We start from the raw sequence: 23648 nt of genomic DNA, 5'->3' as shown, positions 1-23648 counted from the left end.
TGCCGCGCATTGGGCGAGCGCCGGGGCCGGCCGATTCACCTGGTGCCCTACTCCTTGCCCGTGCCAGGCCCGTTCGGGGTCTGGATCGCCACGGGTGCCAGCGACTTCATCGTCTACCAGCGCGAGACGACGAAAGCCCACCAGGACCACATCATCCTGCACGAGGTGGGCCACATCCTCGCCGATCACGACGGTGACGACGGCGACGAGGAGCTGTGGGCCCTGATGATGCCCGACATCGCACCCGAAGCGATCCGCAGGGCACTGCGGCGCACGTCCTACGACCAGGAGCACGAGCGAGAGGCGGAGCTCGTCGCCACCATCATCCTGGAGTGGGCCGCGGTACTGAACCGGGTCGCACCGCCACAGCCAACGGACGCCTCGGTACGGCGGGTCCAGACGGCGCTGGGCGACAGACAGGGGTGGCTGTGATCCTCTCCGCAATCCTGTGGGGGATGATCCTGGCGTTCGTCGCAGCGCTGGGGTGGAAGATCTTTCAGCTGGTCAAGGCTCCCCGTGACGCGGCCTTGCGTGCCGTCACGCTGTGCCTGCTCAGTGCCGCCTGCTCCTTCACGCTGGCCAGGGAGCCCTTCGCCGGCTGGATCGCTTCTGTGGGCGGGCCGGGAGCCCCCCGGCTGGTGCAGAACCTGTTCGTGCTCAGCATGGTGTTCTGGCTGATGTGCTTCTACCTGTACTCGGCCGCCGCCGGCACGGCCGAGGGCACCAGACGCGCCCGCCGAGAGGCACTCCTGCTGGCCCTCGCCGCGATCGGCCTCGTCACGGCCACGGTCGCGGCAGGCATCCACGACCACGGCGCCGGCTTTCGGCGATCCGACCTGAGCGATCCAGCTCTGGTGAGCTTCTACCTCGTCGCGGACGTGTATCTCGTCTACGCCCTGTCCATGGCCCTGCGGTGGACCTGCGCCTACGCCCGGGCCTCACAGCGGCCGGCGGCAACCGGCCTCTGGCTGGCCGCAGCCGGTATCGGCGCCATGGCCGCGTCCTGCACGATCCGCACCGTGCTGACCGTGGTGCGCTCGCAGGGGGGCACCGTGCCCCCGGCCGTCACCTGGGCCTCAAGCGTGATCATCGCGCTCGGGGTCCCGCTGTTCCTCATCGGAGTCAGCTACCCCGGAGTCGCCACCCGCATCGCAGTGGTGCGGGTACGCCGCCAGCACCGCCGGATGTACCGCCGCCTGGGCCCGCTGTGGCAGATGCTGAACGAGGCATACCCCGAGCACACCCTCTACCGGATGCCGACCAAACAGTGGCGCGACCACCTGCTCCCGCTCGGCGTGCACCGGCGCTACTACCGCCGAGTCATCGAGTGCCGTGACGGCCTGGTACGGATCAGTCCCCGCCTGGCGCCGACCACAGTCCTTGCAGAGGACCAGTCGGGGTGGGCCGACGACCTGGCCGACCGGCTCTGCGCCGCCCTGCGCAGCAAGCAGCTCCAGGAGGCGCCGGCCCAGGCCGTCGCCGTCGCGATGCCGCTGACACAAACCCTGGAAGACGACGCCCATCAGCTGGCCCAGCTGTCGGACGCGGTGAGACGACGACGCGTCCGTGCCGGGGCCAAACCATCCGACCGAGAAAGCGAGACGTCGTGACCCAGACACTCATCACCGCAGGACGCATCCTGCTCGGTCCCAGCAGCACACACCTCGACGACGGCGCCGTCCTCATCTCGGGCCACACCATCCTGGCAGCCGGGACACGCAAGGACGTGCTCGCGCACACGGAACCGGACTGCCGGATACTGGAGTTCCCCGATGCCACCGTGCTGCCCGGCCTGATCGACTGCCATGTCCACCTGGCCTTCGACGCAGGCCCGGACCCGGTCACCACGCTGACCGACAGCGACGACATGACCCTGCTCCTGGGCATGGCTGGCCGGGCCCGGCAACTGCTCGACGCCGGCATCACGACCGCCCGCGACCTGGGGGACCGCGGCGGCCTGGCCGTCCGGCTCCGCGAAGCGATCAGCCAGGGCGCCATAACCGGGCCCCGGATCCTGGCCGCCGGTGCGCCACTGACCTCCCGTAACGGGCACTGCTGGTTCCTCGGCGGCGAGGTCGAGGGAGAGGACGAGATCCGGCAGAAGGTGCGCCAGAACGCCGAGGAGGGCGCGGACGTCATCAAGGTGATGGCGACCGGCGGAGGCCTGACCCGCGGCGGCCCGTCGATCTGGCAGCCCCAGTTCACCACCGAAGAACTGTGCGCCGTGGTGGAAGAGGCGCACCGGCTCGGACTGCCGGTGGCCGCTCACGCGCACGGAGTCCAGGGCATCGCCGCCGCGATCAGCGCAGGGGTCGACACGATCGAGCACTGCAGCTGGATGGCCGAGGACGGCACCTCGGACCTGCGCGAGGACCTCCTCGCGCAGATCATCGACAAGCAGATGCACGTCTGCCTCGCCAACCACCCGAACTGGCGGGCCTTCGCCGACCGGGTCGGCCCGGAAAAGGCCGCCGAACTGTTCGCCTCCGCGCGCCGGATGGCGCAGAGCGGGGTCCAGCTCGTGGCGGGGACGGACGCCGGCGTTCCACGGGCGTCCTTCGGCGGACTGGTCTCCAGCATGGAGTTCTTCGAGTACTTGGGCACTCCGCCGGACCGGGTCATCGACATGGCCACCGTCAACGCCGCCTCCGCACTCGGGCTGAGCGATCAGGCGGGCCGCCTTGCCGCGGGGTACCGGGCCGACCTCCTGGTCGTCGACGGCGACCCTCTGGCCGGCCTGGATGCCCTGCGGGCCGTGCGGCTCGTGGTCGCGGATGGCCGCTTCCACATCCCGGACTCCACAGCTCTGTCCTGACGACTCCGCCTCGTAAGGCGAAGCTGTGAGGGCGGTGCTGCTCGCGGTCTGCGCAACCGCTGTGGCCCTGTCCGTTGTGCCAGCAGCACAAGCCGCTCATGGCCCTAACGCAACGGTGCTGAGGCCCCAGCCCGTGGTGATAAGGGACCTTCACCACGGCGCGCCCGGCCCGAACGGTTCAAAGAACATGACGTCCAGCGGATGCAGGTCCCGGCCGGTCAGACCGGGGAAGCCGGATTCGGCGGGGCCGCCGCGCAACCACGTGAGCAGGGTTGCCGTGAAGTCGCCTGGCAGGGGCGGTCCTTGGTCGCAGTGGCGTGGGTTGACGGCTACGCGCCATGTCTCGGGCGGGCCGTCCGCGCAGGGTGTAGCTCGCGCTGAGGGAAGATCACGGTTCAGGCATGACGACGTCGTACCGCAGCGATCAAGAACCGTCACGGGCTGACGGATTCCACGAGTTCAACCTGAGTGGTCACATCGGTGTGGTGCCCGGGCTCATGGGTGTGTGCGAAGGACGCACTCGATGAGGAGGACATGATGCAGTTCGTGTTGGTGATCCACCAGGGCACGTATCCGTTGCCGGGCACTTTGCAGGCGGAGTTGGTGTCGGAGGAGGACAGAAAGGCGGCTTACGCCGACTGGGCGGCGATCGGCAAGATGGAGAACGTGACCGGTGCGCCGCCGATGGGTCTACCCAAGGACGCGATGACCGTCCGCGTTGAGGACGGTTCGGCCGTCACCACCGAGGGTCCGTTCGACAACACCTCGGTGGGCGGGTTTCTGGTGGTTGAGGCCGAGGATCTGGATGCCGCGATCGCGATTGCGTCGCGCGTACCGCAGGCGCGACTGGGTGGCGCGGTCGAAGTACGACCGTCCGCCAGGTACTGGTGAGTTCCTGGCCCGGTGCGCGCGGCGCACCGGGCCAGGCCGCTCACTCGGCCTGGCCGAGGACGCTGGACGCGAGGCTGCGGACGCGGTCGGCGTTGTGGATGACGTCGATCCTGACGATCTTGTCGTCGGTGACGGTGAAGGCCATGACGGAGTACGGTTGTCCGTTCCGGGTGACCAGCGCGCCGACCATGCCGTTGACCAGGACGGGGCGCAGTTCGCCACCGCGGGGCGCACGGGCCTGCTCGGCCACCGCCGCCGCACCGCGGACGACGCTTGGCGGTCGGGTGGCACCGAACTCGGTGCGCTGCACGACATCGGGGTCGAGGACCTGGACGAGGGCGTCGAGATCGGCGGTCCGCGCCGCTGCGTAGAACGCGTCGACCACCTTCCGCTGGCGCGCGAGATCCCGATCGGGCCGGGGGATCTCCGCGCCGCCCACCCGGCGCCGCGCTCGGCTGGCGAGCTTGCGTGCGGCCGTGGGGGTTCGGTCGATGATGTGGGCGATCTCGTCGAAGGGCAGGTCGAACATGTCGTGCAGCACGAACGCCAACCGCTCGGCCGGGGTAAGCCGTTCGAGTACGACAAGCAGCGCCAGGCCCACCGCGTCGGCGAGCAGCGCCTCCTGCTCGGGGTCGGGGTCTCCAGCCCGGACGACCGGGTCGGGCAGGTGCTCGACCAGCGGGTCTTCCCGGCGGCGCCGTCGGGACCGTAGCTGGTGCAAGCACTCCCGCGCGACGACGGTGGTCAGCCATCCGCTGAGGTTGTCGATGTGTTCCTCGTCGGACCGGCTCAGCCGAAGCCAGGCGTCCTGCACCGCGTCGTCGGCCTCCGCCACCGAACCCAGCATCCGATATGCCACCGCACGCAGCCGCGGGCGCTCCCGCTCGAAGTGCTCGGCCAGCCACTCGCTCTTGTTCACCAGTAACACCATCCCATCGTCAAGACTCACCCGGATGAGCCTCCAGAGGCTGCCGATGTGACGGCAGTGACGGAGAACTCATCACCACAGGGCCAGGTAACGAGTCGGGGACAGCTCTCCGGCGTGCTGAGCTGCCAGTTCGCTGATCAGGGCCATCGTTGGATGGCCGCCCCTCCCGGTCGATGAGGAGCGGACGAAAGGGCAGCTCGATGGTCACGTCCGCACCCTAGAGATGCTGCCCGATCGTCTCAAAGGGATTGTGTGCGGTTTCTTCGGAGCCGACGGCCGCGATCAAGAGGTGAGGGCGGGTGCAGCCGGATCGCCGCACCCGGGCCGCCTATCTCGGCCGCACCGTACGCCGCCACGAGCGCCTTGTAGTCACCGGGGAGCGGGGTGCCGAGCCAGCCCTCGACCGCCGCCCAAGATCGACATGATCTGCGCCTTGGCGATCACGAAGCTGCCGCTCCTGTGGGGACACGTGGCGTTGTTCAAGGGAGAGGCCGACTGGTGGGACTTCGCCCACGAGTCCCGCGTAGAGGTCGCCCAGCTGTGTGGCAGCGCCTTCCTGCTCCTCGTAGGCGCCGGCCGCTACTCCCTCGACGCACGCCTGCATCACAGCCTGACCGCCGAGGCCACGCCGCACTGACCTTCACGCCGTCGAGGAGCACTGGAGGGTCGCCGGTGCCCAATCTGCACCCGCAAGGCGATGGACGACATCTTCACGGAAGCGGAGACGGAGCCGCTTTCAAGGAGCGCCATCAAACCCACACCCTGCGCGGTTTGGTTTTTGCAGGGTGCGGATGCCGAAGCCGACACCGATGTCGGGGGCGAGACGCCGTTCGAGGCAAAGGGGCGCCCCCTACCCGAGGTTGCGCCATGGGATAGGTATCGTCCGCTCCGATGCCCTGGCCTGCGGTTCAGCGGCCCGCACGGAGGAGGAACACCATGGCCGGAAGCCGACAGGGACCTGCGTCGGATGACGGATCCCCATCGCAGACGTCAGAAGCTCCTCGGGCGAGCGCGCATGACTCGGTGCGTCTCGCGCTGGTGATCGGTGCCCTCGGCGTGGTCTTCGGCGACATTGGAACGAGCCCGATCTACACCCTCCAGACCGTGTTCAACCCGAGCGACCCGCACCCCGTCCCGGTCAGCACCGAGAACGTCTACGGTGTGGTGTCGCTGGTGTTCTGGTCGGTGGTGATCATCGTCCTGGTCACCTATGTGCTGCTGGCGATGCGCGCTGACAACGAGGGCGAGGGCGGCATCATGGCGCTGATCACCTTGCTGCGCCGATGGAGCTTCCAGCAGGGCGGGCGGGTCGCGGTCGTACTGGCCGCACTGGGCATTTTCGGCGCGTCGCTGTTCTTCGGCGACAGCATGATCACCCCGGCGATCTCGGTGCTGTCCGCGGTCGAGGGGCTCAAGGTCGTCCAGCCGTCGCTGGGCAGCGCGGTCGTGCCGATCACAGCAGTGATCATCGTGGTTCTGTTCGTGGTGCAGCGCAGAGGAACCGCAGCAGTGGGCCGGGTGTTCGGACCGGTCATGATCGTCTGGTTCGTGGCCATCGGCGCCTGCGGCGTCGCTGGCATCGCCGACCACCCGGCCATCCTCAAGGCGCTGTCACCGACGTACGCCGGAAGCTTTCTGCTCGGTCATTTCGGTACCGCCTTCTTCGCTCTGGCCGCGGTCGTGCTCGCGGTCACCGGCGCTGAGGCGCTTTACGCCGACATGGGGCACTTCGGTCGCCGGTCGATCACCCGCGCCTGGCTGTTCCTCGTCTTCCCTGCGTGCATCCTGAGCTACCTCGGCCAGGGCGCCCTGATCCTCGCCAATGCGCACAACATCAGCAGCCCGTTCTTCCTGCTCGTGCCCCACTGGGGTCAGTGGCCGATGGTCGTGCTGGCCACGGCTGCCACCGTCATCGCCTCCCAAGCGGTGATCACCGGCGCGTACTCGGTCACCTCCCAGGCCGCTCAGCTCGGCTACCTGCCGAGGCTGCGCATTGCCCACACCTCCGAATCCACGATCGGCCAGATCTACGTCCCCTGGATCAACTGGCTGTTGATGGTCTCGGTCCTCACTCTGGTCTTCGCCTTCCGCAGCTCCACAGCCCTGGCTTTCGCGTTCGGCATGGCGGTCACTGGCACCATCACCATCACCACCCTGCTGTTCTTCTACGTCGCCCGCGCGAAGTGGCGTACGCCCGCGTGGCTGATCGTCATCGGCGCGACCGTGCTGCTCTTCGTGGACCTCCTGTTCGTGGCGGCCAACCTGACCAAGCTCGTCCACGGCGCGTGGCTGCCGCTGCTGATCGGTCTGACGGCGTTCACCGTCATGACGACCTGGCAGCGTGGCCGCGAACTGGTCACCGCGGAACGGGCACGCGAGGAAGGCCCGCTGCCCGAGTTCGTCGACCGCCTTCGCACGGGAGAGGTATCGACGATCCGGGTCCCCGGTACGGCCGTCTTCCTCAACCGGGGCAAGCAGAGCGCCCCCCTGGCCATGCGGGCCAACGTCACACACAACCATGTGCGGCACGACCACGTCGTGATCCTGTCCATCGAGACCGAGCCCGTGCCCCGCGTCCCGGCCGACCAGCGGCTCTCCGTGGACGACCTCGGCTACACCGACGACGGGATCATCCACGTCACCGCCCGGTTCGGCTACATGGAGACACCGGACGTGCCCGGCACACTGGCGATGCTCGACCCGGCCCAGACCGAAGGGCCGCTGCACCTCGACCAGGCGTCCTACTTCCTGTCGAAGATCGAGCTGCGACGCGGGAAGGCACCGACGATGGCGCCCTGGCGCAAACGGCTGTTCATCGCCACCTCCTACATCACGGCCGACGCCGCCGAGTACTTCGGCCTGCCCCGCGACCGCACGGTGATCATGGGCTCACACATCGAGGTGTAGGTGGGGCGGACGCCAGAGGCAAAGGGGGGAACGGCAGCCGAACCATCGACTGTTCGGCGCCCGGATTCGCCAGCAGGAGCCTACCCGTACGCCCAGGCTCGGCCTGTCTGCCTGTACTTCTCCACCGGGATCGGATCGACCCCGGTGCGCATCCGGGCGGTGTACAGCAGGCCGTCGAGGTGACATCGATTTCGTGGTGGATAAGGCGGGCGAGGCCGCGTTCGTACACCGTGCTTGTGGTCTCGCCGTTCAGAGCGGTGGCCTCCACTGTGATCTTCAGTGGACGGGGGACGAGGCCGCGTACGTCGAAGAAGCTGAGGCAGCCCTCGTGCTGCTCGTCTGTCTCCTCGGAGCGGTCGGTGATCCGGGGGTTCAGGATGACGGCAGGGGCGTCGTCGGGAGGCCGGACGACGGCGGCTGCGCGGGCGATGCCGGACTGCGGGGCGGCGATGCCCATGCCCTTGGCGAAGGGATGGACCTGGCCGATGCCTCCAGCCCGGTGGTGTCCTCACCTCAGGTCGCAAGGGCCTCGATCGACCGCTCGCGGTGCTGCCAGAGCGAGCTTGCGGCCAGGAGAGAGGGGCCAAGAAGACTCGGTGGTGGCGCAGGCGAGGGTCGTCCAGAAGGAAGCAGCTCCCCGGACGGGGGTGGCCGGGGAGCTGCTGGTATTCGGTGTGCTCTGGTTCAGATGGCCGGCGTGGTGTCAGTCGGGCGTGGCCCGTCCTGGCCTGCGCGGGGTGGCCTTCTCGGTGATTTCAGAGCAGCGGTATGCGAAAGCGTTGTTACGGGTCAGGTATCAGGCGGCGCCGAAGCGCATTGCGCTGGCTTGTGTACGTCTGTCGGGGGACTCCAATGATGTGGCAGAACCTCGAAACGCTGAGCCCCCGCGCAGTCCGTATGGCCTCGAGGTCTGTGTAGGGACCGCTCGCGGGTCCAATGCGGAGCGTCCTGCTTTGAGCTGGAGGAATGCTTCGCCCAGCGCTGCCTTGAGTGCGTTGATCTCGTCGAGGAGTTGCTCCTCGCGCTGCGATTTTGCCGACCCGGTTTCGAGGCCGCGTTGTCCTGCGGCGATGAACTGGCGTCGCCAGTTGCCTATCGACTGCTCTGTGACGTTGGCTTCCCGGGCTGCCTGGGACACCGTGGTCTGTCCGGACAGTACGGCGAGAACCACCTGAACCTTCTCATCTGGCGGCATGGCCGGCGGACGAGGCATGGGTGTACTCCCCCTTAGTAGCTCTTTCGACCGGGGGCTGATGCGGCGGGTGCAGCCGTGTGTCGAGCGAGGTTGCGAGGAGGGTGCAGCGCGTCGCTGCACTCCCCCATGCGAGCCCCCGTGCGCTCTCGACCGGCCAACCGCCCTGGTCTGCGTCAGCGCCCCTCTCTGTGAACGATCACATCACATTCGCACGCCAGTTGCACAGCCCATGAGTTCTATAGCTTGCAAAATATTGCCTCCAGCCAATCAGTTGCCTACCTGGAAACTATATGTCACCCTTGCAGCAACGCTTCTGATGGAGGATGAACGCGATGAACACGTACGACGCCCGTGCGGCGCTGGACACGGCCGCTGCCTCGCGAACGGCTGCCCAGGCGCGTCCTGTCGCGGCGTGGCACCCGCCCTTCGTCGGACTCGGCTTCGCCATCGGACTGTCGGCGCTCGGCCTGGCCGATGAGGTGCACTCCTGGCAGTGGGCGATCCGCGCGGTCGCTCTCCTTCTGATCGTCGCGGCCGTCGCGGTGCCTGTGGTGGCCGCGCGCCGCAGCGGCGTCATGGCCTGGTCGGGAGGTGCTGACAAGGCCGACCGCTGGAAGAACAGCGCTCCGATGTCCCTTGTCGCTATTGCCGCGGTGCTCGTCAACGTGGCAGTCGGCGGCCCCTGGTTCCTCATCGTGCTGGGCTGCGGTCTGGGTGCTGTCGCTTGGATCCGCCTGGCCAGCGCACGCAAGGCGTGAGGATCGATGTCAGGGAAACTGCATGAGCAGATCCACCACCCCACGCGTCTGGCCATCGTCGCCTTCCTCTCCGGCTGCATGGAGGCCGAGTTCAAGGCGGTCCAGGAGTACTGCGGCGCGTCAGCCGCTACGCTCTCCAAGCTGGTCACAGCGCTGGAGAGCGCCGGATACGTGCAGGTGCGCAAGGGGTACTTTGGCAGGCGGCCGCGTACCTGGCTGTCTTTGACGCCCGACGGCAGGAAGGCTCTTCAGGAGCACCTCGCCGCACTGAACGCGCTGGTGGACACGAGTGTCGAGCAGGGCCGGCGGCACGAAACGGCCGCCACCGCGCCCGACGCCTAAAACGCCGGTAGGTGCCCGTCCTGTATACGGGCACCTACCGGTTCGCCCGGCGCGCGGGCAAGAAGGCCACATCGGGGAGATGTGACGGGCTTCGATTCCTCAGTTCGCGAAGACATCCGCGAACTGACCGAAGCCGGCGTTGCAGCGGTCAGCAGCCACCGTTGACGGTCTTGGAGATGCTGTAGCCGATGGTCGCGCCGCAGGCCGCGGACGACATGTCGATCGACACCAGGATCGACGGCGTGGTGGCCGGGGCGTCGCCCTCGGCGGTGACGCCGAACTCCTCGGCGGAGGTGTAGGCGGTGTAACCGGCGATGAGCTGGTCGGCAGTGTTCACGTGAACTCCTTCAGAAAGAGCCGCCCGGTGACCGGGCGGAGCTAGCTAGCGGTAGTGAGGTGGGTCAGCAGTTGCCGGAGATCGTCGTGCCGACGACCGTGATGCTGACCTGGACGCACTCGGGCGACGAGACCGTGGTCACGGTGACCGGCGTGGTGGCCGGGGCGTCGCCCTCGGCGGTGACGCCGAACTCCTCGGCGGAGGTGTAGGCGGTGTAACCGGCGATGAGCTGGTCGGCAGTGTTCACGTGAACTCCTTCAGAAAGAGCCGCCCGGTGGCCGGGCGACGAAAGCGATCCAGGGGCCCGGCCGGTATCCGGCCAACCGCCTGGCGGAAAGAAGTTGACCACGCGGGGTGAGGCCGGGCGAGGAAGAAAAGAACCGGTGGCTTGCCCTCATTGGCGCTCCCACCTGGGGTTTTTAACTGCAGAGGAAAAGAATGCGAGCAGGCGGATGGGTTCATTCCGGTTTCTGCGCACGTGCGGTCAGCCGCAGCACCTCGTTGAGCACGGCCAGGTCTTCGAGTGCTTCGTCCAGCGCCGACCGCATCTGCTGCTCCTGGGCGAGGGCCCGTTCCAGGCCCGGGGATGCGGCCGTGCTGCCGGACAACTGGCGGGAGCCGGCGTGGACATAGCACCGGATCCAGGACTCGACGCACGCCTCGGGCACACCCAACGTACGCGCAGCAGCACGCGCCCGTGTCTGTCCCCGCAGCACCCGCAGGACCGTATCCGCCTTGACCTCCTGCGGGATTGCGGTCGTCACGCCGCTGACAGGGCCGGCATCGGGGGCGAGTCGAGGTTGCGCGCCGGATCCAGCGGATCGATGGAGGCGTCGAGGAAGGCACTCGCGACCATCTCTGCCGCTTCCGTCCGGTCCTCGTCCGGAAGCAGGGCGTGCTGGACGAGCGCCTCGGCAAGGATCGCGGTGCGGTGCTCACCGAAGCTCTGTCCCTTGTGGCCGGCCCGGCGGTCGGCGGGCTCCCAGGCCACACCGATACCGGGAGCCACCTCGCGGGCGAAGGGGGAGGTGGACTCTCCCATGCCGTCCAGGCCCTTCAACTGCTCGGCCAGCGCGGGGACGGCGTGCTGGGCACGAGGACCGAGATAGACCACGAATGCGTCCCGCCGGGGGTACAGATGCGGAGAAGAAGAGATCTTGGCCCGGTAGGGCAGGCCGGCCTTTTCCAGATACGTCAGCACGGTGTGCCAGGCGTCAGGAGCTGCTTCGGGACGCGTGAGATGGACGTACAGGCGCAGCATGTCACCGCTGCGTTCCTTGCCCAGGCTGCCGTCGGCCAGGAAGAAGCCGGGGGAGAGACCGGGGCGGGCGGCGGGAAGGGTCACCGTCACAGGTCCGGGCAGCGTTTCGGGAAGCGGCGTGATCACGGCCTCGGGCGGCATCCGTACCCGAAGGCCGTCCAGCTCGACGATCGCCTCGTTGCGCTCCGGGCGATAAGCCTGGAGCAGGGCCTGGGTCCGGGTGCGCTCGTGCGGCATCGCGCCGGCCAGGAGGTGATCCAGGTCCCGGTCGCGGTAGCTGCGGGGCCGGGAGGTCAGCGCCTCGCTGCGGCCCACGTGCAGGGTCTGGTAGAGGCCGGCGGCGAGCTTCTTGGCCACGACGGGAGCGCTGTCGCCTTCGAAGGTGTCCTTGCCCGCTACGGCCTTGAGCCCTCCGGGCTCGACGTGGATGTCAGCGAGGGATGCGGCGATCCGCGGGGCGAGGTGGAAGGTGCTCATGCTGCGGCTCTGCCTTCAAGTCCGAGAGTGGCGGTGAAGTCGCTGGGGGACAGCAGGATGGTGCGGCCGATGCCGGCGGCGGCCCGGTGAGCGGGGGAGAGGCGTACGGCGGCGACAGCATGGGCGATCATCCGGTCGATCATGTGCCACCCGGCAAAGGCGGCCGACCGGGTGGCGAGCCCCGGGACATGCCGAGCGGAGGGCTTGGCGGCGTGCAGGTAGCTGTTCCAGAACGCGGCCATCAGCGGGCGCAGCCGGGCGAGTTCAGTGACACCGTGGGCGAGGATCTCGTCGTGGGTGGCGGTGTGGCCGAAGTCGGCGCCGTCGCTGATGGACTTCGGGATGCCGTGGATGGCCCGGAAGAGCCACTCCCCGATGAAGCCCCCGATGTCGCGGGCGGGGTCGCCGAGGCGGAATTCCTCGAAGTCGGTCATGTACAGCGTGGAGCCGTTCACGAGGAACTGGTCCAGCCGTACGTCGGCATGGATGGGGCAGAGGACGGCGCTGTCCTCGCTGTCGCGCAGGTGGTGGAGGGCGTCGATCACCTGCGGGTCGTTCTGGAGCAGTTGCCAGGTCTCGATCTCGGCGAAGCTGCGTTCGACGAAGTAGTCCAGGGACAGTCCGCGCAGTCCGCCCAGGGGCGGCAGCGGGTGCGGCGAGGTGTCGAGGGCCGCCTGGTCGGCGGGGAGCCGGTGAATGACGGCGAGCGCCTGAGCCGCCTGCCGGCACAGTCCCTCGTCGAAGGCGTCGTCCGCGGCGAGTTCGGTTCCGGTGGTGACGTCAGACAGCAGCTCGAAGGCCACCAGATGGTGTTCGGGGTCGGTGCCCAGCAGCGCCGGGGTGCGCAGGCGGCGCGATGGGCGCTTGGCGGCTAGTTCCTCGAATACGGTGATGCGCTGGAAATTCTGTGCAGCAGTCGTGTCTCCCAGTTTTTTCACGAATACTTGCGCACCCGTGGTGGTCGTGCCGGACCAGTTGTCGTTGCGGCCGACAAACGAGGTCACAGTATCGGCTTCGTAGACGCCGAGACCCAGCCTGCCCAAGAGGGCATCCACTTCCGGGAACCGTTCCAGCGAGACGGGGATGAATTCCACTCTCTCGCCCGTCTTATCCGTATTGCTTTCAGATGGAGATGTCACGATGAGGAGTTTAAGTAGGGGGCGATATGTGAGCAATCCTGAAAGTTACGGTTTATTTTTTCTGAGGCCCCCGACGGAGAGGTCGAGCGTACCTCGCAAGGCTCTCACCTGCATGTTCTCCGTCCCGAGGTGGAGTCCGGGTACGTCCGACAGAAAAGAACTCGTTTCCCGGGCGGCCGTCGAACTCTACAGTGGTTCGCATGCCGAAAACGTCTCCGCAGCGTGCGACCCTGCCCAACGGGCTCCGCGTGGTAGCTCAGTCCGTGCCAGGTGTTCCCGCAGTCGGAGTGGCCGTTCACTATGGCGTCGGATTTCGATCCGAACCCTATGGGCGGTCCGGGTTCGCGCACCTTTTTGAACACATGATGTTCCAGGGGAGTCGGAATGTTGCAAGAGGGGAGCACTTCTCCTTGGTGCAAGGAGCCGGCGGGGTGGTGAACGGAAGCACATACCCGGACTACACGGACTACCACCAAGTGGTGCCGGCCGCCGCTTTGGAACGCGTCCTGTTCCTGGAGGCGGACCGCATGGCATCCCTGGACGTCACCGAGACGAACCTGAACACGCAGCGGAACGTCGTCAAGGAAGAGATCCGGCTCAACGTCGACAACCGCCCCTACGGCGGGTTCCCCTGGACGGTGCTGCCCTCGGTGCTGTACGAGAGGTGGGCCAACGCCCACAACGGCTACGGCGACTTCGTGGACCTGGACAGGGCGACGGTCGCCGAGTGCGCCGATTTCTTCGCCGCCCACTACGTGCCGGGCAACGCCGTTCTCACGCTGTGCGGAGACATCGACCCGCAGCAGGCGATCGATGCCGCTGCCCGGCAGTTCGACGCGGTGCCCAGCCGGCCGGCGCCCACGACCGTGCCGCTGGCCGAGCCGCGGCGTCCCGGACCGCTGCGCGGTACCGTCCATGACCCCTTCGCACCCCGCCCGGCGACCGCTCTCGGTTTCCGGCTGCCCGACCCCTGCACGGAGCTCGATGCCTACGTCGCACACATGGTGCTTTCGACCCTGCTGACCGCCGGTGAACAAGCCCCGCTGAAGCAGGCGCTGGCCGCCATGGCTGTCGACGTCAGCTCCGGCTGCGGCCTGTTCGGCCCCCTGCAGGCACGCGACCCGGACACCTTCATCATCGTCGCCACCCACCCGCCGCAGGTCTCCTCGCAGCAGATCGCACAGAGCGTCGATGCCGCACTCGCCGACATCACGCACGGAAAAGTGGACGAGCACGACGTCGCCAGGGCTGTCGCGATCACCGCCAGCCGCCTCCTCCAGACGCTGGACTCCCTGCTGGCCCGCACCCGCCAAATGGGCGCACGTGAACTGCTCTTCGGCCGGCCCGACCTGGGCGCAACGCTCCCCGACCTGGCGGCCGGCATCACTACATCGCAGGTCATCGCTGCCGCAGCACAGCTGCGCGAGCAGCAGCCCGCCCTGCTGTCCCTGCTGGCCGAAGGAGGCAACCGGTGAACCGCACTCTGCCCCCGCTGGGCGCACCCCCCAAGGTCACCCTGCCGCCCACCACCGACACGACGCTGCCCAACGGGCTGCGTGTCGTGGCCTGCCGGCTGCCCTCGGTCCCCCTGGTCCAGGCCCACCTGGCACTGCCGGTCCACCCCACGGACGAGCACGAACTCGCCGCGCTGGAGGTGCTCACCGCCGCCCTGCCCAACCGCTCCCAGGCCGGCGAACGCCTTGAGCACATCGGCGGGAGCCTGAACTCCTCACGGCGCGGCGCATGGTTGGGCCTCAGCGCCACCTGCCCGGCCTCCCGGCTGCCGCTGCTGGCCGACACCCTGGCCCAGACCCTCACACCCTCCGCACCATCGCCGGCCGGCACCGACGAAGCGCGCGACAAGGTCATCCGGCAGGCACAGCTCGCCGCCGCCCAGCCGGGCCAGGTCTCACAACAGGCCCTGCTGAGGCACCTGTACGGCACCGTGCCTCTGCCTCTGCTTCCGCTGGCCTCGCCCGCCCATCTGCGCGAGATCGCTGCGCAGGAGGTCGCCGCCGTCCACCGCCGGCTGGTGCGTCCGCAGCAGGCGATGCTGGTCGTCGTCGGCGACCTCGACCCCGAAACCGCCGTTCAGATGCTGCAGAGGCGGCTGAGCAGCTGGGAGCCGGGCGCCGGTGACAAGCACACCCGGGCAGCCAACTGCCCCGCTCCGGCCACGCCGGCACTGCAGCACGAGCAGCAGTCCGGCTGGGTGCAGACCCATCTGCGGCTGGCGGCGCCGGGAATCGACCGCGAGCACCCCCAGTTCCCGGCCCTGTCCCTCGCCTCGGTCGCCTTCGGCGGCTACTTCTCCTCCCGGCTGGTGTCCGTCCTGCGCGAACAGCTCGGGCTCGCCTACCGCGTGGAGTCGGCCTTCACCGACCACCTCGACCGCCTGCTGATCGGCATAGAGGCGGACACGGCCACCACCGCCACCGGCCCCGCCCTGCGAAAGCTCCTGCGCGAGCTGGACCGCTTCGCGCACGAGGGACCGACCAGGCAGGAGATTGACGCGGCACTGCGCTACATGACGGGGGTCACCGCCCTGTCCCTGGCCTCCCAGAGCGGCCTGGCCTCCACCCTCCTGTCCCACCTCACCCTCGGCCAGCCCCTGGACTGGCTGGTCACCTTCGCCCGGCGCCTTCAGGACGTCAGCGCAGCCGAGGTGAAGCAGGCGGCCGGCACGTTCTACGCCCCCGCCCGGTTCGGCGGCGTCATCGTCGGCGACCTGAAGAACTTCGAGATGAGCGGCCCAGATGATGGAAATGACTGAGAACACACCGGCCGACGCGGCCGTATCCGTCAGCGACCTGCGCATGTCCTACGGCTCACATGATGTGCTGCACGGCATCGACCTGACGATCCAACGAGGCGAGCTCTTCGCGCTGCTGGGCCCCAACGGAGCCGGCAAGACCACCACCGTGGAGATCCTGGAGGGCTACCGCAAGCGCTCCGCCGGCGAGGTGCGGGTGCTGGGCGCCGATCCCTCAGCGGTCGACGACGCATGGCGCCGCCGGGTGGGCGTGGTGATGCAGTCCTGGCGCGACCACGCCCGCTGGCGAGTGCGGGAACTCATGGTGCACTTCGCCGGCTACTACCCGCACGCCTACGCGCCCCATGAACTGCTGGAGCTGGTGGGCCTTAAGGAGCAGGCGGACCAGGAGCTGGGCAGGCTCTCCGGCGGCCAGCGCCGCCGCGTGGATGTCGCCCTGGGCATCATCGGCCGCCCCGAGCTGCTCTTCCTCGACGAGCCGACGACCGGTTTCGATCCCCAGGCCCGACGCACCTTCCACGAGCTCATCCTGAGCCTGAAGGACGCCGGAATGACGATCCTGCTCACCACGCACGACCTGGAAGAGGCCGAACGGCTCGCGGACCGCACCGCGATCCTGATCCGCGGCCGCCTCGTCGCCTGCGGCACACCGACACAGCTGGCACACAAGGTGCAGGCGTCCGCACAGGTGCGGTGGACCGCCGAAGGCGCCGCCCAGAGCCAGGCCACGCACGACCCCTCCCAACTGGTGTGGGAACTCCATGAGAAATTCGGCGGCCCCATCCCCGACCTCGAGGTGATCCGGCCGTCCCTGGAGGACACCTACCTCGGTCTCGTACGCACCGAAGGAGCGCAAGCGTGATGGAAGCAATCAGCAACGGAATGCGCCGCGGCACGATCGAGCTCCGGCACCTGGTGCGGTCCTCCAAGGACGTCTCCAACTACCTCTTCACCGTCGTCATGTTCGTGCTCATCGCGAACTGGCGCCACCAGCAGGCACAGCTCGTCATCGCCGGCGGCATCGCCTCGCTGTCCGTCCTGACAGCGCTGACCTCGCTCCCGCAGGCCCTGGCCAGCGACAAGATGGACGGAACCCTGCTGCGGGTCCGCGGCCTGCCCAGCGGGCTGCTCGCCTACGTCACCGGGAAGATCCTCTTCATCACGTGCGTAGCCCTCACCTCCTCCCTCCTCCTGCTCTTCCTGGGGGCGGGCATCAACCACAGCGGCCTGCCGGGCACCGTGACCGCCTGGCTCACCCTGATCTGGGTCCTTGTGGCCGGCTTCGCCGCGACGGCACCGCTGGGCCTGCTCATCGGCGCCGTGCTGCCCAACGCACGCGAGGCCCTGGCCATGGTCATGTTCCCCGTCTACGGACTGCTGGCCATCTCCGGCGTCTTCTTCCCGCTGTCGCTGCTGCCCGGCTGGCTGCAGGTGGTGGCCGAATCCTTCCCCCTGAAGTGGATGGCCCAAGGCGTACGAGAGGCTCTCACCTCTGGCGCGCACGGCGGCTGGCAGCTGCCGGCGCTGGGTATCTTCCTCGCCTGGGCGGTCCTGGGCAGCCTCCTGGCCGCATGGCTGCTGCAGCGCACGACGCACCGCGAGTCGGGAAGCTCCCTGGCCCGCCGCCGTGAACTGTCCACCGGTCCCGCGAAGTAGAGGCACACATGTCTTCTCCCACAGTGACCAGCGTGATGTTCCCCGTCCAGGCCGCGGACGTCGGCGCAGCCGTCCCGTTCGCCCGGCTGGTGCAGCAGCGCGGAAGCGGCCGGATGTGGATGGGCCAGTCCCTGCACCTGGAGACCCACCACGTATTCGCTGCCCTCGCCGGGATGGGCCTGCGCATTCCCTTCGGTTCCGGCGTCGTCCTCTCCCCGTTGCAGCACCCCTACCAGGCAGCCGTGTCCGCCCGGTCCGTGGCCGCCCTCTCCGGCCACCCCTACGTGGCCGGCATCGGCCCCGGCAGCAGCGAATTCCAGAGCACCGTCTCCCCGGCCACCCGCAACCGGCCGGTCAGCACCGTGCGGGAGTACGTCAGCACCGTACGGTCGCTGCTGGACGGACAGGCCGCACATTCCACAGCCGGGACGTTCACCACAACCGGAGCGGAGCTCACGGAGTTCCCCCACCCGCAGGTGGAGGTCGGGCTCGGCGTACTGCGCCCCGCCATGGCTCGCGCCGCCGGCCGGGCCGCGGATGTCGCGATCACCTGGCTTGCCCCGCCCGCCTACATCCGGGACACCCTCATTCCGGAGATGACCGCCAGCGCACAGGCCGCCGGCCGGACGCCGCCGCGCGTCGCCTCGGTCGTGCACGCCGCGGTGGCGCGGCCCGGCCGCGACCTCGTTCAGGCCGCGTACACCGCGGTCGGCCCGCACCTGGCCAGCCAGCACTACACCGACATGCTGCGCCAGGGCGGGGTGCCCGCCGACCCAGCCGAGCCGCTCCAGGGCGCCGAGCAACTGGTGAAGTCCGGCGTGTTCGTCTCCGGATCACCGCAGGAAATCGCCGCCCAGCTCGCCGACCTTCACCGCCACGGCGTGCACGAGGTCATCGTCAACGTGGGCGGAGTGTGGCTCACCGAAGGCCCCGGAGCCGCCCTGCGCGACCTCACCGCCATCCTTGCGGCCGTGGACGAGGACACCCATGTCTGAGACCACCGCGCCTCAGCAGGGCACACCGCCGGTCTTCGGCGGCCGCCGCCTCCTCTACATCGCCACCGGCAGCATCGGCACCATGTTCCTGCCCATGTGGCTGCACTGGCTGCGCGAGACGTACCCGCAGCTGGAAGTCCGCTGCGCCCTGACCCGGTCGGCGAACCACTTCGTCGGATCCACCGCCGTAGCCGTGACCGGCGGCCGGCCCCCCATCCAGGACGTGTGGCCCGACAACCCCGAAAGCGCCACGCACGTGGAGCTGTCCCGCTGGCCCGACACCGTCCTGGTGCACCCCTCCACCTTCCACTTCACCGCCCGCTTCGCCCTCGGCCTCGCCGACACCCCTCTGCTCCTGGCGTTGGAATGCACGTCCGTGGCGATCGCCGTCGCCCCGGCTCCGCCGCCAGGCGGCGAGACCTCTCCCGCCTACCGCCGCCACGTGCACCAGCTGTCGGAGCGGCCGAACGTGGTCGTGGTGCCGCCCAAGCCGGGCTTCAGCCTGACCACCGGTGAGCCCAGCACCTCAGCGGCGACACTGCCCACCGCGATCCACGCCTTGGAGAACCTGCGCCGGTCGATGACCGACGCCGAACAGCCGAAGGAAACGGTGTGAGCGCCCCGGCCACGGGCCGGACGCAGCAGGAGTTTGGCACCGGATACCTGCACACCCGGATCAGCGCTCTCTCCCCGGGGCGTTACGCCTGGCAGCGTCGCCCCGGGCCTGACCGGACAGTCCCGCTGCGCCAGCCCACCACCGCTTTCCGGCGGCAGGCCTCGGCCGCGGCCCACGGCACCGTGCGGTTCGCCACTCCCACATCCGCCACCGGCTCCGACGGCGCCCTCACCTACCTGGTGCCCGGCTCCATGACCGCCGCCGGCCTGCTGTCCTGTACCCTCACCGCGCAACAGCGCGACCAGTTGCTGCGCGCCATGAGCGATGCCGGGCACGCGCTGCGCGCTCTCCACCGCCACGCCCACCCCTCTACCGCTCCGGACCCCGCCCCGGGCCCGGCCCGGCTGCTGGCCTGGCTGGATACCGGGACCGGCCCGCGGGCCGCCGCCGCTCTGCACCAGCGGATGACCCACCACCTTGGTGCCTCCCGCTGGGACGAGGCACGCCAGTGGTGCCGAGCTGCTGTGGAGCACCCCGGTGCTGCCGCGGTCACCCTGCACGGCGCTTTCGGTCTCGGACAGATCGTCATGGCCGACTCCCCTGACCAGGGCGCCGTGATCCTTGCCGGTGAGGACACCGCCGGCGGACAGGGCGAGTTCGATGCCGGGTGGCTGCTCGGCGAGCTGGCCGAGTTCCAGATGCTCAGTACCGTCACCAACAAGCCCCAACCTCTGCTGGGCGAGGCCCGCGACCACTTCCTCGCCGCCTACGGCCCGGTCGTGGACGGCACCGCCATGGCACGAGCAGCAGTCCTACGGACCCTCACCCACGTCCACGACTTCGCCGCCTTCGTCGGCTGGCACCCCGAGCTCCTGCTCTATGCCGGTCACATCGCCGACTTGATAGATGATCAGGGGGCCAGCACGCTCCATCCCTGGTAAACGCACCACAAGCCGTTCCTACGTCAGGAGTAGACATGTCTTCCCTCTTCATCCGCCGCGGCAACGTGACCGTCATCCGCGACGTCGACGTCGCCTGCACCCAGATCGAGCAGGCCCTGGCCGACGCCGACCCCGCGCTGGTGCCGGGCCTGCAGCACGCCCTGGACCTTCTTCGTAACCTCCCCTCCTCCGAGGAGGACCTGCAGACGGAATGGGCCCTGGGAGTCCTGGCCGCCGCTGGCGTCGACGCCAAGCACGAGGTGCGCGCCACCAAGGCACTGCGCGACGCCAAGCCGGAACTGTCGCTGGCGACCGCAGTGGAAATAGCCAAGAAGGCAGCAGCCAGGTGACCACCTCTCACGCCGCTTCGCAGCAGGTCCGCATCGGTGCGGACCTGCTGCGGCAGAACCGACTCCAACTCGGTGCAGCCCTGCTGCTCGCCCTCGTCGCCACAGCCGGCACGCTGGCCGTACCGCTGCTCGTAAAAGACATCATCAGCACGTTCGGCCAGAACGAAACGATCACCCGGCCCGTGATCCTCATGGCGGCAGCCGCACTGGGATCCGCCGCAGCCGCGGCAGCCTCCAGCTACCTGCTCTCCCGCATCGGCGAGTTCATGGTCCTGCGGCTGCGCCAGCGCGTCATGGAGCACAGCCTGCGTCTGCCCATGAGCACGGTCCGGGCCCAGGGCGCGGGCAATCTGGTCGCCCGCGTGACCTCCGACGCCATGCTGCTGCGCGCCGTCATCGACATCGGGGTCGTCCAACTGCCATTGGCCGCCCTGACCGTGGTCTTCACCCTCGTCGTCATGGCAGTACTCGACTGGCTGCTGGTCCTGATCACCGTGGGCTCCTTCGCCCTCGCCGGTGCAGCGATCGGCTGGGTACTGATCCGCGTACGCCGCAACATCGTCGAACAGCAGGACGCCGTGGGCGAGCTCGCCCAGCGCTTCACCGCCTACCTCGCGGCCCTGCCCACCATCAAGGCATTCCGGTCCGAGGGACGCTCTGCCAGCCGGCTGGGCGAAAGCGCGCAGCAACTCACCGGCACCTCCCTGGTCGGAGCCCGCCTGCAGATGTGGATCACCCCCGTGATGCAGCTGGGCCAGCAGGTCGCCCTGGTCGGAGTCATCATCGGCGGTGGCGCCCGCATAGCCAGCGGCGATCTGTCCGTCCCCAGCTTCGCGGCCTTCTTGCTCTACCTCCTTCAGCTGGTCTCTCCCGTCACCGTCGTCGCCACCGGTATCGGCCGCCTCCAGGCCGGTCTCGCTGCCCGCACCCGCTTCAACGAGTTCTTCGACCTCGCGCAGGAGACCGCCGGCGCCCAGCCCGGTCTCAGCGCGCCGCAGCCCCGCCCCGGCACGGCCGCCGTCACCTTCGAAGACGTCTCCTTCTCCTACACCGGCGTTCCGGTTCTCGACCGCGTCACCTTCACCGCGCCGCGTACCGGTCTGACCGCCCTTGTCGGCCCGTCCGGCGCAGGAAAGTCGACCTGCCTGACGCTCATCGACCGGTTCATGCACCCCGACGACGGAAAGATCAACATCCTGGGCCACGCGATCACCGACTGGCCGCTGGAAGAGCTGCGCAGCCGCGTCGCCTACGTCGATCAGCAGTTCACTCTGCTGGAGGGGACCGTCCGCGACAACCTCCAGCTCGGCCGCGCCGAGCCAGCCTCCGAAGAGGAGCTGGCCACCGCCCTGGAAGCGGTCGGGCTGCTGCAGGACCTCACCTCCTTGCCCGACGGGCTCGACACCACGCTGGGACGGGAGAACGATCTCTCCGGCGGGCAGCGCCAGCGCCTGGCCCTGGCACGGGCCCTGCTCACGGACGCCGACATCGTGCTGCTGGACGAGCCCACCTCGCAGATGGACAGCATCAACGAGAAGCGGTTCCGGCAAGTCGTCGACGACCTGGCGACCACCCGAGCCGTCATGGTCGTAGCCCACCGACTGTCCACCGTGCAGCATGCCGACCACGTGGTGATGCTGACCAACGGCACCCTCACCGACGCCGGCACCCACCAGACGCTCATGGACCGCTGCTCTCCCTACCGGGACCTAGTCAACAGCCAGCAGATGCAGGCCGCCTGACGGCGCCGGCAGACCGCGCGAGCGGCCTGCCGGTCCGGTCTGACAACTCCTGCCTCAAGACCATCTGCAGCACCCACCGTCGCCGGACCACCATCACCGATCCACCGCACAGCCAAAGGCGGTGCCGCCTCGCCTCGCCACTCGTCGACGAACTGCCGCAGCACCGAACCCTTGCGGACGGCCACGTACGCGTCAGCCTGTGAACCCCTGGCTCTGGCACCCGCCCAAACCGGGCACCGCAGCCAAACGGTCCAAGGAGTCCCCGCACATGCACCGCGACCCGCGAACCACCATTCGCCTGTACGACACCAGCGCCCGGCAGATCCGTGACTTCACCCCGCTCGAGCCGGGTTGTGTCTCGATCTACCTGTGTGGCGCCACCGTGCAGGCACCGCCCCACATCGGGCACATCCGCTCGGGGCTCAACTTCGACATCATGCGCCGCTGGTTCACGTACCGCGGCTATGACGTGACGTTCGTCCGCAACGTCACGGACATCGACGACAAGATCATCGCGAAGTCCCGTGAGCAGGGCCGCCCGTGGTGGTCGATCGGCTACGAGAACGAGCGCGCCTTCGACGACGGCTACACCGCGCTGGGCTGCCTCCCGCCGACCTACGAGCCGCGTGCCACCGGCCACATCACCGAGATGGTCGAGATGATGCAGCGTCTCATCGAGCGCGGGCACGCCTACGCCGCGGACGGCAACGTCTACTTCGACGTGCGTTCCTTCCCGCAGTACCTGGCACTGTCGCGGCAGGAGCTGGACAACCTGCTCCAGCCGTCCGGCGAGGGCGAGACCGGCAAGCGGGATGCGCGCGACTTCGCGATGTGGAAGGCGGCCAAGCCGGGCGAGCCGGTGTGGCCGACGCCGTGGGGCGCGGGCCGTCCGGGCTGGCACCTGGAGTGCTCGGCGATGGCCCACAAGTACCTGGGCGGTGCGTTCGACATCCACGGCGGCGGACTGGACCTGATCTTCCCGCACCACGAGAACGAGATCGCCCAGGCCAGGGCCTACGGTGACGAGTTCGCCCGGTACTGGGTGCACAACGCCTGGGTCACCCTGGCGGGCGACAAGATGTCCAAGTCGCTGGGCAACAGCGTGCTGGTGTCGGAGATGGTCAAGGTGTGGCGGCCGATCGTGCTGCGCTACTACCTGGGCACCCCGCACTACCGCTCGATGATCGAGTACAGCCAGGAGTCGCTGCGCGAGGCCGAGTCGGCGTTCGCGCGGATCGAGGGCTTCGTGCAGCGGGTGGTGGAGCTGGCCGGCAAGAGCGTCGAGCCGGCCGGCGAGGTCCCGCCGGCGTTCGCCGAGGCGATGGACGACGACCTGGGTGTGCCGCAGGCCCTGGCGATCGTGCACACCACGGTCCGGCAGGGCAACAGCGCGCTGGCCGCCGACGACAAGGACGCGGCGGTGGCCCGGCTCGCGGAGGTGCGGGCCATGCTCGGCGTCCTCGGCCTCGACCCGCTCGACGAGCGGTGGGCGGGCGAGTCCGACCGCAGCGAGGACCTGCACGGC

General features: G+C 68.8%; 26 protein-coding genes. 18 read left to right on the top strand and 8 right to left on the bottom strand.

Annotated features, from left to right (window positions below; all coding sequences use genetic code 11):
* The first annotated feature begins 60 nt into the window (after positions 1 to 60).
* The 4 genes from BIV23_RS29015 to BIV23_RS29000 all read left to right on the top strand — a co-directional run bounded on the left by BIV23_RS29015 (position 61) and on the right by BIV23_RS29000 (position 3706).
* Complete coding sequence (locus BIV23_RS29015; RefSeq protein WP_245790685.1) at positions 61 to 432, top strand: hypothetical protein; 372 nt, start codon at positions 61 to 63, stop codon at positions 430 to 432.
* Complete coding sequence (locus tag BIV23_RS29010) at positions 429 to 1610, top strand: MAB_1171c family putative transporter (protein ID WP_143079130.1); 1182 nt, start codon at positions 429 to 431, stop codon at positions 1608 to 1610. Before BIV23_RS29015 ends, BIV23_RS29010 begins: the two co-directional genes overlap by 4 nt.
* A complete protein-coding gene (locus tag BIV23_RS29005; protein WP_107471290.1) occupies positions 1607 to 2815 on the top strand; it encodes an amidohydrolase family protein in 1209 nt (402 codons plus the stop codon). Before BIV23_RS29010 ends, BIV23_RS29005 begins: the two co-directional genes overlap by 4 nt.
* Before the next feature lie 534 nt (positions 2816 to 3349).
* Entirely contained in the window at positions 3350 to 3706 is a 357-nt protein-coding gene (locus tag BIV23_RS29000; protein WP_071383972.1) for a YciI family protein, read from the top strand.
* 40 nt (positions 3707 to 3746) lie between these two features.
* Here BIV23_RS29000 and BIV23_RS28995 read toward each other — a convergent pair whose 3' ends face one another.
* The gene (locus tag BIV23_RS28995; RefSeq protein ID WP_071383971.1) at positions 3747 to 4625 is read right to left on the bottom strand and encodes a sigma-70 family RNA polymerase sigma factor; all 879 of its coding nucleotides are present in this window, start codon (positions 4623 to 4625) and stop codon (positions 3747 to 3749) included.
* A 442-nt stretch (positions 4626 to 5067) separates the two neighbouring features.
* Here BIV23_RS28995 and BIV23_RS28990 point away from each other — a divergent pair, with 442 nt between their 5' ends.
* Positions 5068 to 5271, top strand: coding sequence for a hypothetical protein (locus tag BIV23_RS28990; protein ID WP_143079129.1), 204 nt, complete (start codon positions 5068 to 5070; stop codon positions 5269 to 5271).
* A gap of 386 nt (positions 5272 to 5657) precedes the next feature.
* Positions 5658 to 7541, top strand: coding sequence for a potassium transporter Kup (locus BIV23_RS28985; protein ID WP_245790684.1), 1884 nt, complete (start codon positions 5658 to 5660; stop codon positions 7539 to 7541).
* Here BIV23_RS28985 and BIV23_RS46980 read toward each other — a convergent pair.
* Complete coding sequence (locus BIV23_RS46980) at positions 7516 to 7998, bottom strand: peptide deformylase (RefSeq protein ID WP_245790683.1); 483 nt, start codon at positions 7996 to 7998, stop codon at positions 7516 to 7518. The two genes, BIV23_RS28985 and BIV23_RS46980, sit on opposite strands and share 26 nt — an antisense overlap.
* Before the next feature lie 339 nt (positions 7999 to 8337).
* Complete coding sequence (locus tag BIV23_RS52295) at positions 8338 to 8736, bottom strand: helix-turn-helix domain-containing protein (protein WP_245790689.1); 399 nt, start codon at positions 8734 to 8736, stop codon at positions 8338 to 8340.
* 332 nt (positions 8737 to 9068) lie between these two features.
* Between BIV23_RS52295 and BIV23_RS28980 the strand changes: the two genes are divergently transcribed.
* Together BIV23_RS28980 and BIV23_RS28975 are read left to right on the top strand one after the other, a co-directional pair.
* On the top strand, positions 9069 to 9494 hold the full coding sequence (locus tag BIV23_RS28980) for a hypothetical protein (protein ID WP_143079128.1): 426 nt from the start codon (positions 9069 to 9071) through the stop codon (positions 9492 to 9494).
* Positions 9495 to 9500: 6 nt separating this feature from the next.
* Positions 9501 to 9836: a winged helix-turn-helix domain-containing protein gene (locus tag BIV23_RS28975; RefSeq protein WP_071383937.1), complete on the top strand. Its 336-nt coding sequence runs from the start codon at positions 9501 to 9503 to the stop codon at positions 9834 to 9836.
* Between the two features lie 148 nt (positions 9837 to 9984).
* On the opposite strand, the gene BIV23_RS28970 is transcribed toward BIV23_RS28975, so the two are convergent.
* From BIV23_RS28970 to lxmK, 5 genes are all read right to left on the bottom strand, one after another.
* Positions 9985 to 10173: an LxmA leader domain family RiPP gene (locus BIV23_RS28970; RefSeq protein WP_071383936.1), complete on the bottom strand. Its 189-nt coding sequence runs from the start codon at positions 10171 to 10173 to the stop codon at positions 9985 to 9987.
* A 64-nt stretch (positions 10174 to 10237) separates the two neighbouring features.
* Positions 10238 to 10420 (bottom strand): LxmA leader domain family RiPP, encoded by a 183-nt coding sequence (locus tag BIV23_RS28965; protein WP_071383935.1) that lies wholly within the window; start codon positions 10418 to 10420, stop codon positions 10238 to 10240.
* 211 nt (positions 10421 to 10631) lie between these two features.
* Entirely contained in the window at positions 10632 to 10937 is a 306-nt protein-coding gene (locus tag BIV23_RS28960) for a helix-turn-helix domain-containing protein (protein ID WP_143079127.1), read from the bottom strand.
* Positions 10934 to 11911, bottom strand: a complete 978-nt coding sequence (locus tag BIV23_RS28955; protein WP_071383933.1) for a T3SS effector HopA1 family protein — start codon at positions 11909 to 11911, stop codon at positions 10934 to 10936. The genes BIV23_RS28960 and BIV23_RS28955 overlap by 4 nt, the downstream gene beginning before the upstream one ends.
* The gene (lxmK, locus tag BIV23_RS28950; RefSeq protein WP_071383970.1) at positions 11908 to 12966 is read right to left on the bottom strand and encodes a class V lanthionine synthetase subunit LxmK; all 1059 of its coding nucleotides are present in this window, start codon (positions 12964 to 12966) and stop codon (positions 11908 to 11910) included. The genes BIV23_RS28955 and lxmK overlap by 4 nt, the downstream gene beginning before the upstream one ends.
* A 284-nt stretch (positions 12967 to 13250) precedes the next feature.
* Here lxmK and BIV23_RS28945 point away from each other — a divergent pair, with 284 nt between their 5' ends.
* The 10 genes from BIV23_RS28945 to cysS form a co-directional block, all read left to right on the top strand.
* A complete protein-coding gene (locus BIV23_RS28945) occupies positions 13251 to 14525 on the top strand; it encodes a M16 family metallopeptidase (RefSeq protein ID WP_071383932.1) in 1275 nt (424 codons plus the stop codon).
* Positions 14522 to 15823: a M16 family metallopeptidase gene (locus tag BIV23_RS28940; protein ID WP_071383931.1), complete on the top strand. Its 1302-nt coding sequence runs from the start codon at positions 14522 to 14524 to the stop codon at positions 15821 to 15823. The genes BIV23_RS28945 and BIV23_RS28940 overlap by 4 nt, the downstream gene beginning before the upstream one ends.
* Positions 15816 to 16685: an ABC transporter ATP-binding protein gene (locus tag BIV23_RS28935; RefSeq protein WP_071383930.1), complete on the top strand. Its 870-nt coding sequence runs from the start codon at positions 15816 to 15818 to the stop codon at positions 16683 to 16685. Before BIV23_RS28940 ends, BIV23_RS28935 begins: the two co-directional genes overlap by 8 nt.
* Positions 16685 to 17479 carry an ABC transporter permease gene (locus BIV23_RS28930; RefSeq protein WP_071383929.1) on the top strand — a complete coding sequence of 265 codons (795 nt, stop codon included), beginning with the start codon at positions 16685 to 16687 and terminating at the stop codon, positions 17477 to 17479. Before BIV23_RS28935 ends, BIV23_RS28930 begins: the two co-directional genes overlap by 1 nt.
* 8 nt (positions 17480 to 17487) lie before the next feature.
* The gene (locus tag BIV23_RS28925) at positions 17488 to 18474 is read left to right on the top strand and encodes an LLM class flavin-dependent oxidoreductase (RefSeq protein WP_071383928.1); all 987 of its coding nucleotides are present in this window, start codon (positions 17488 to 17490) and stop codon (positions 18472 to 18474) included.
* A complete protein-coding gene (locus tag BIV23_RS28920; protein WP_071383927.1) occupies positions 18467 to 19090 on the top strand; it encodes a flavoprotein in 624 nt (207 codons plus the stop codon). Before BIV23_RS28925 ends, BIV23_RS28920 begins: the two co-directional genes overlap by 8 nt.
* Complete coding sequence (locus tag BIV23_RS28915; protein ID WP_071383926.1) at positions 19087 to 20031, top strand: hypothetical protein; 945 nt, start codon at positions 19087 to 19089, stop codon at positions 20029 to 20031. The genes BIV23_RS28920 and BIV23_RS28915 overlap by 4 nt, the downstream gene beginning before the upstream one ends.
* A gap of 35 nt (positions 20032 to 20066) precedes the next feature.
* Positions 20067 to 20381 (top strand): BTB/POZ domain-containing protein, encoded by a 315-nt coding sequence (locus tag BIV23_RS52290; RefSeq protein WP_071383925.1) that lies wholly within the window; start codon positions 20067 to 20069, stop codon positions 20379 to 20381.
* Complete coding sequence (locus BIV23_RS28905) at positions 20378 to 22123, top strand: ABC transporter ATP-binding protein (RefSeq protein WP_071383924.1); 1746 nt, start codon at positions 20378 to 20380, stop codon at positions 22121 to 22123. The genes BIV23_RS52290 and BIV23_RS28905 overlap by 4 nt, the downstream gene beginning before the upstream one ends.
* Before the next feature lie 268 nt (positions 22124 to 22391).
* Positions 22392 to 23648 (top strand): cysteine--tRNA ligase (gene cysS, locus BIV23_RS28900; RefSeq protein WP_071383923.1); only part of this gene is annotated, 1257 nt, incomplete at its 3' end.

This window comes from Streptomyces monashensis (genome assembly GCF_001866665.1).
GTDB lineage: Bacteria > Actinomycetota > Actinomycetes > Streptomycetales > Streptomycetaceae > Streptomyces > Streptomyces monashensis.
Note: the sequence above shows the minus strand (reverse complement) of the source record. Positions and strands in the feature narration are given on the sequence as shown.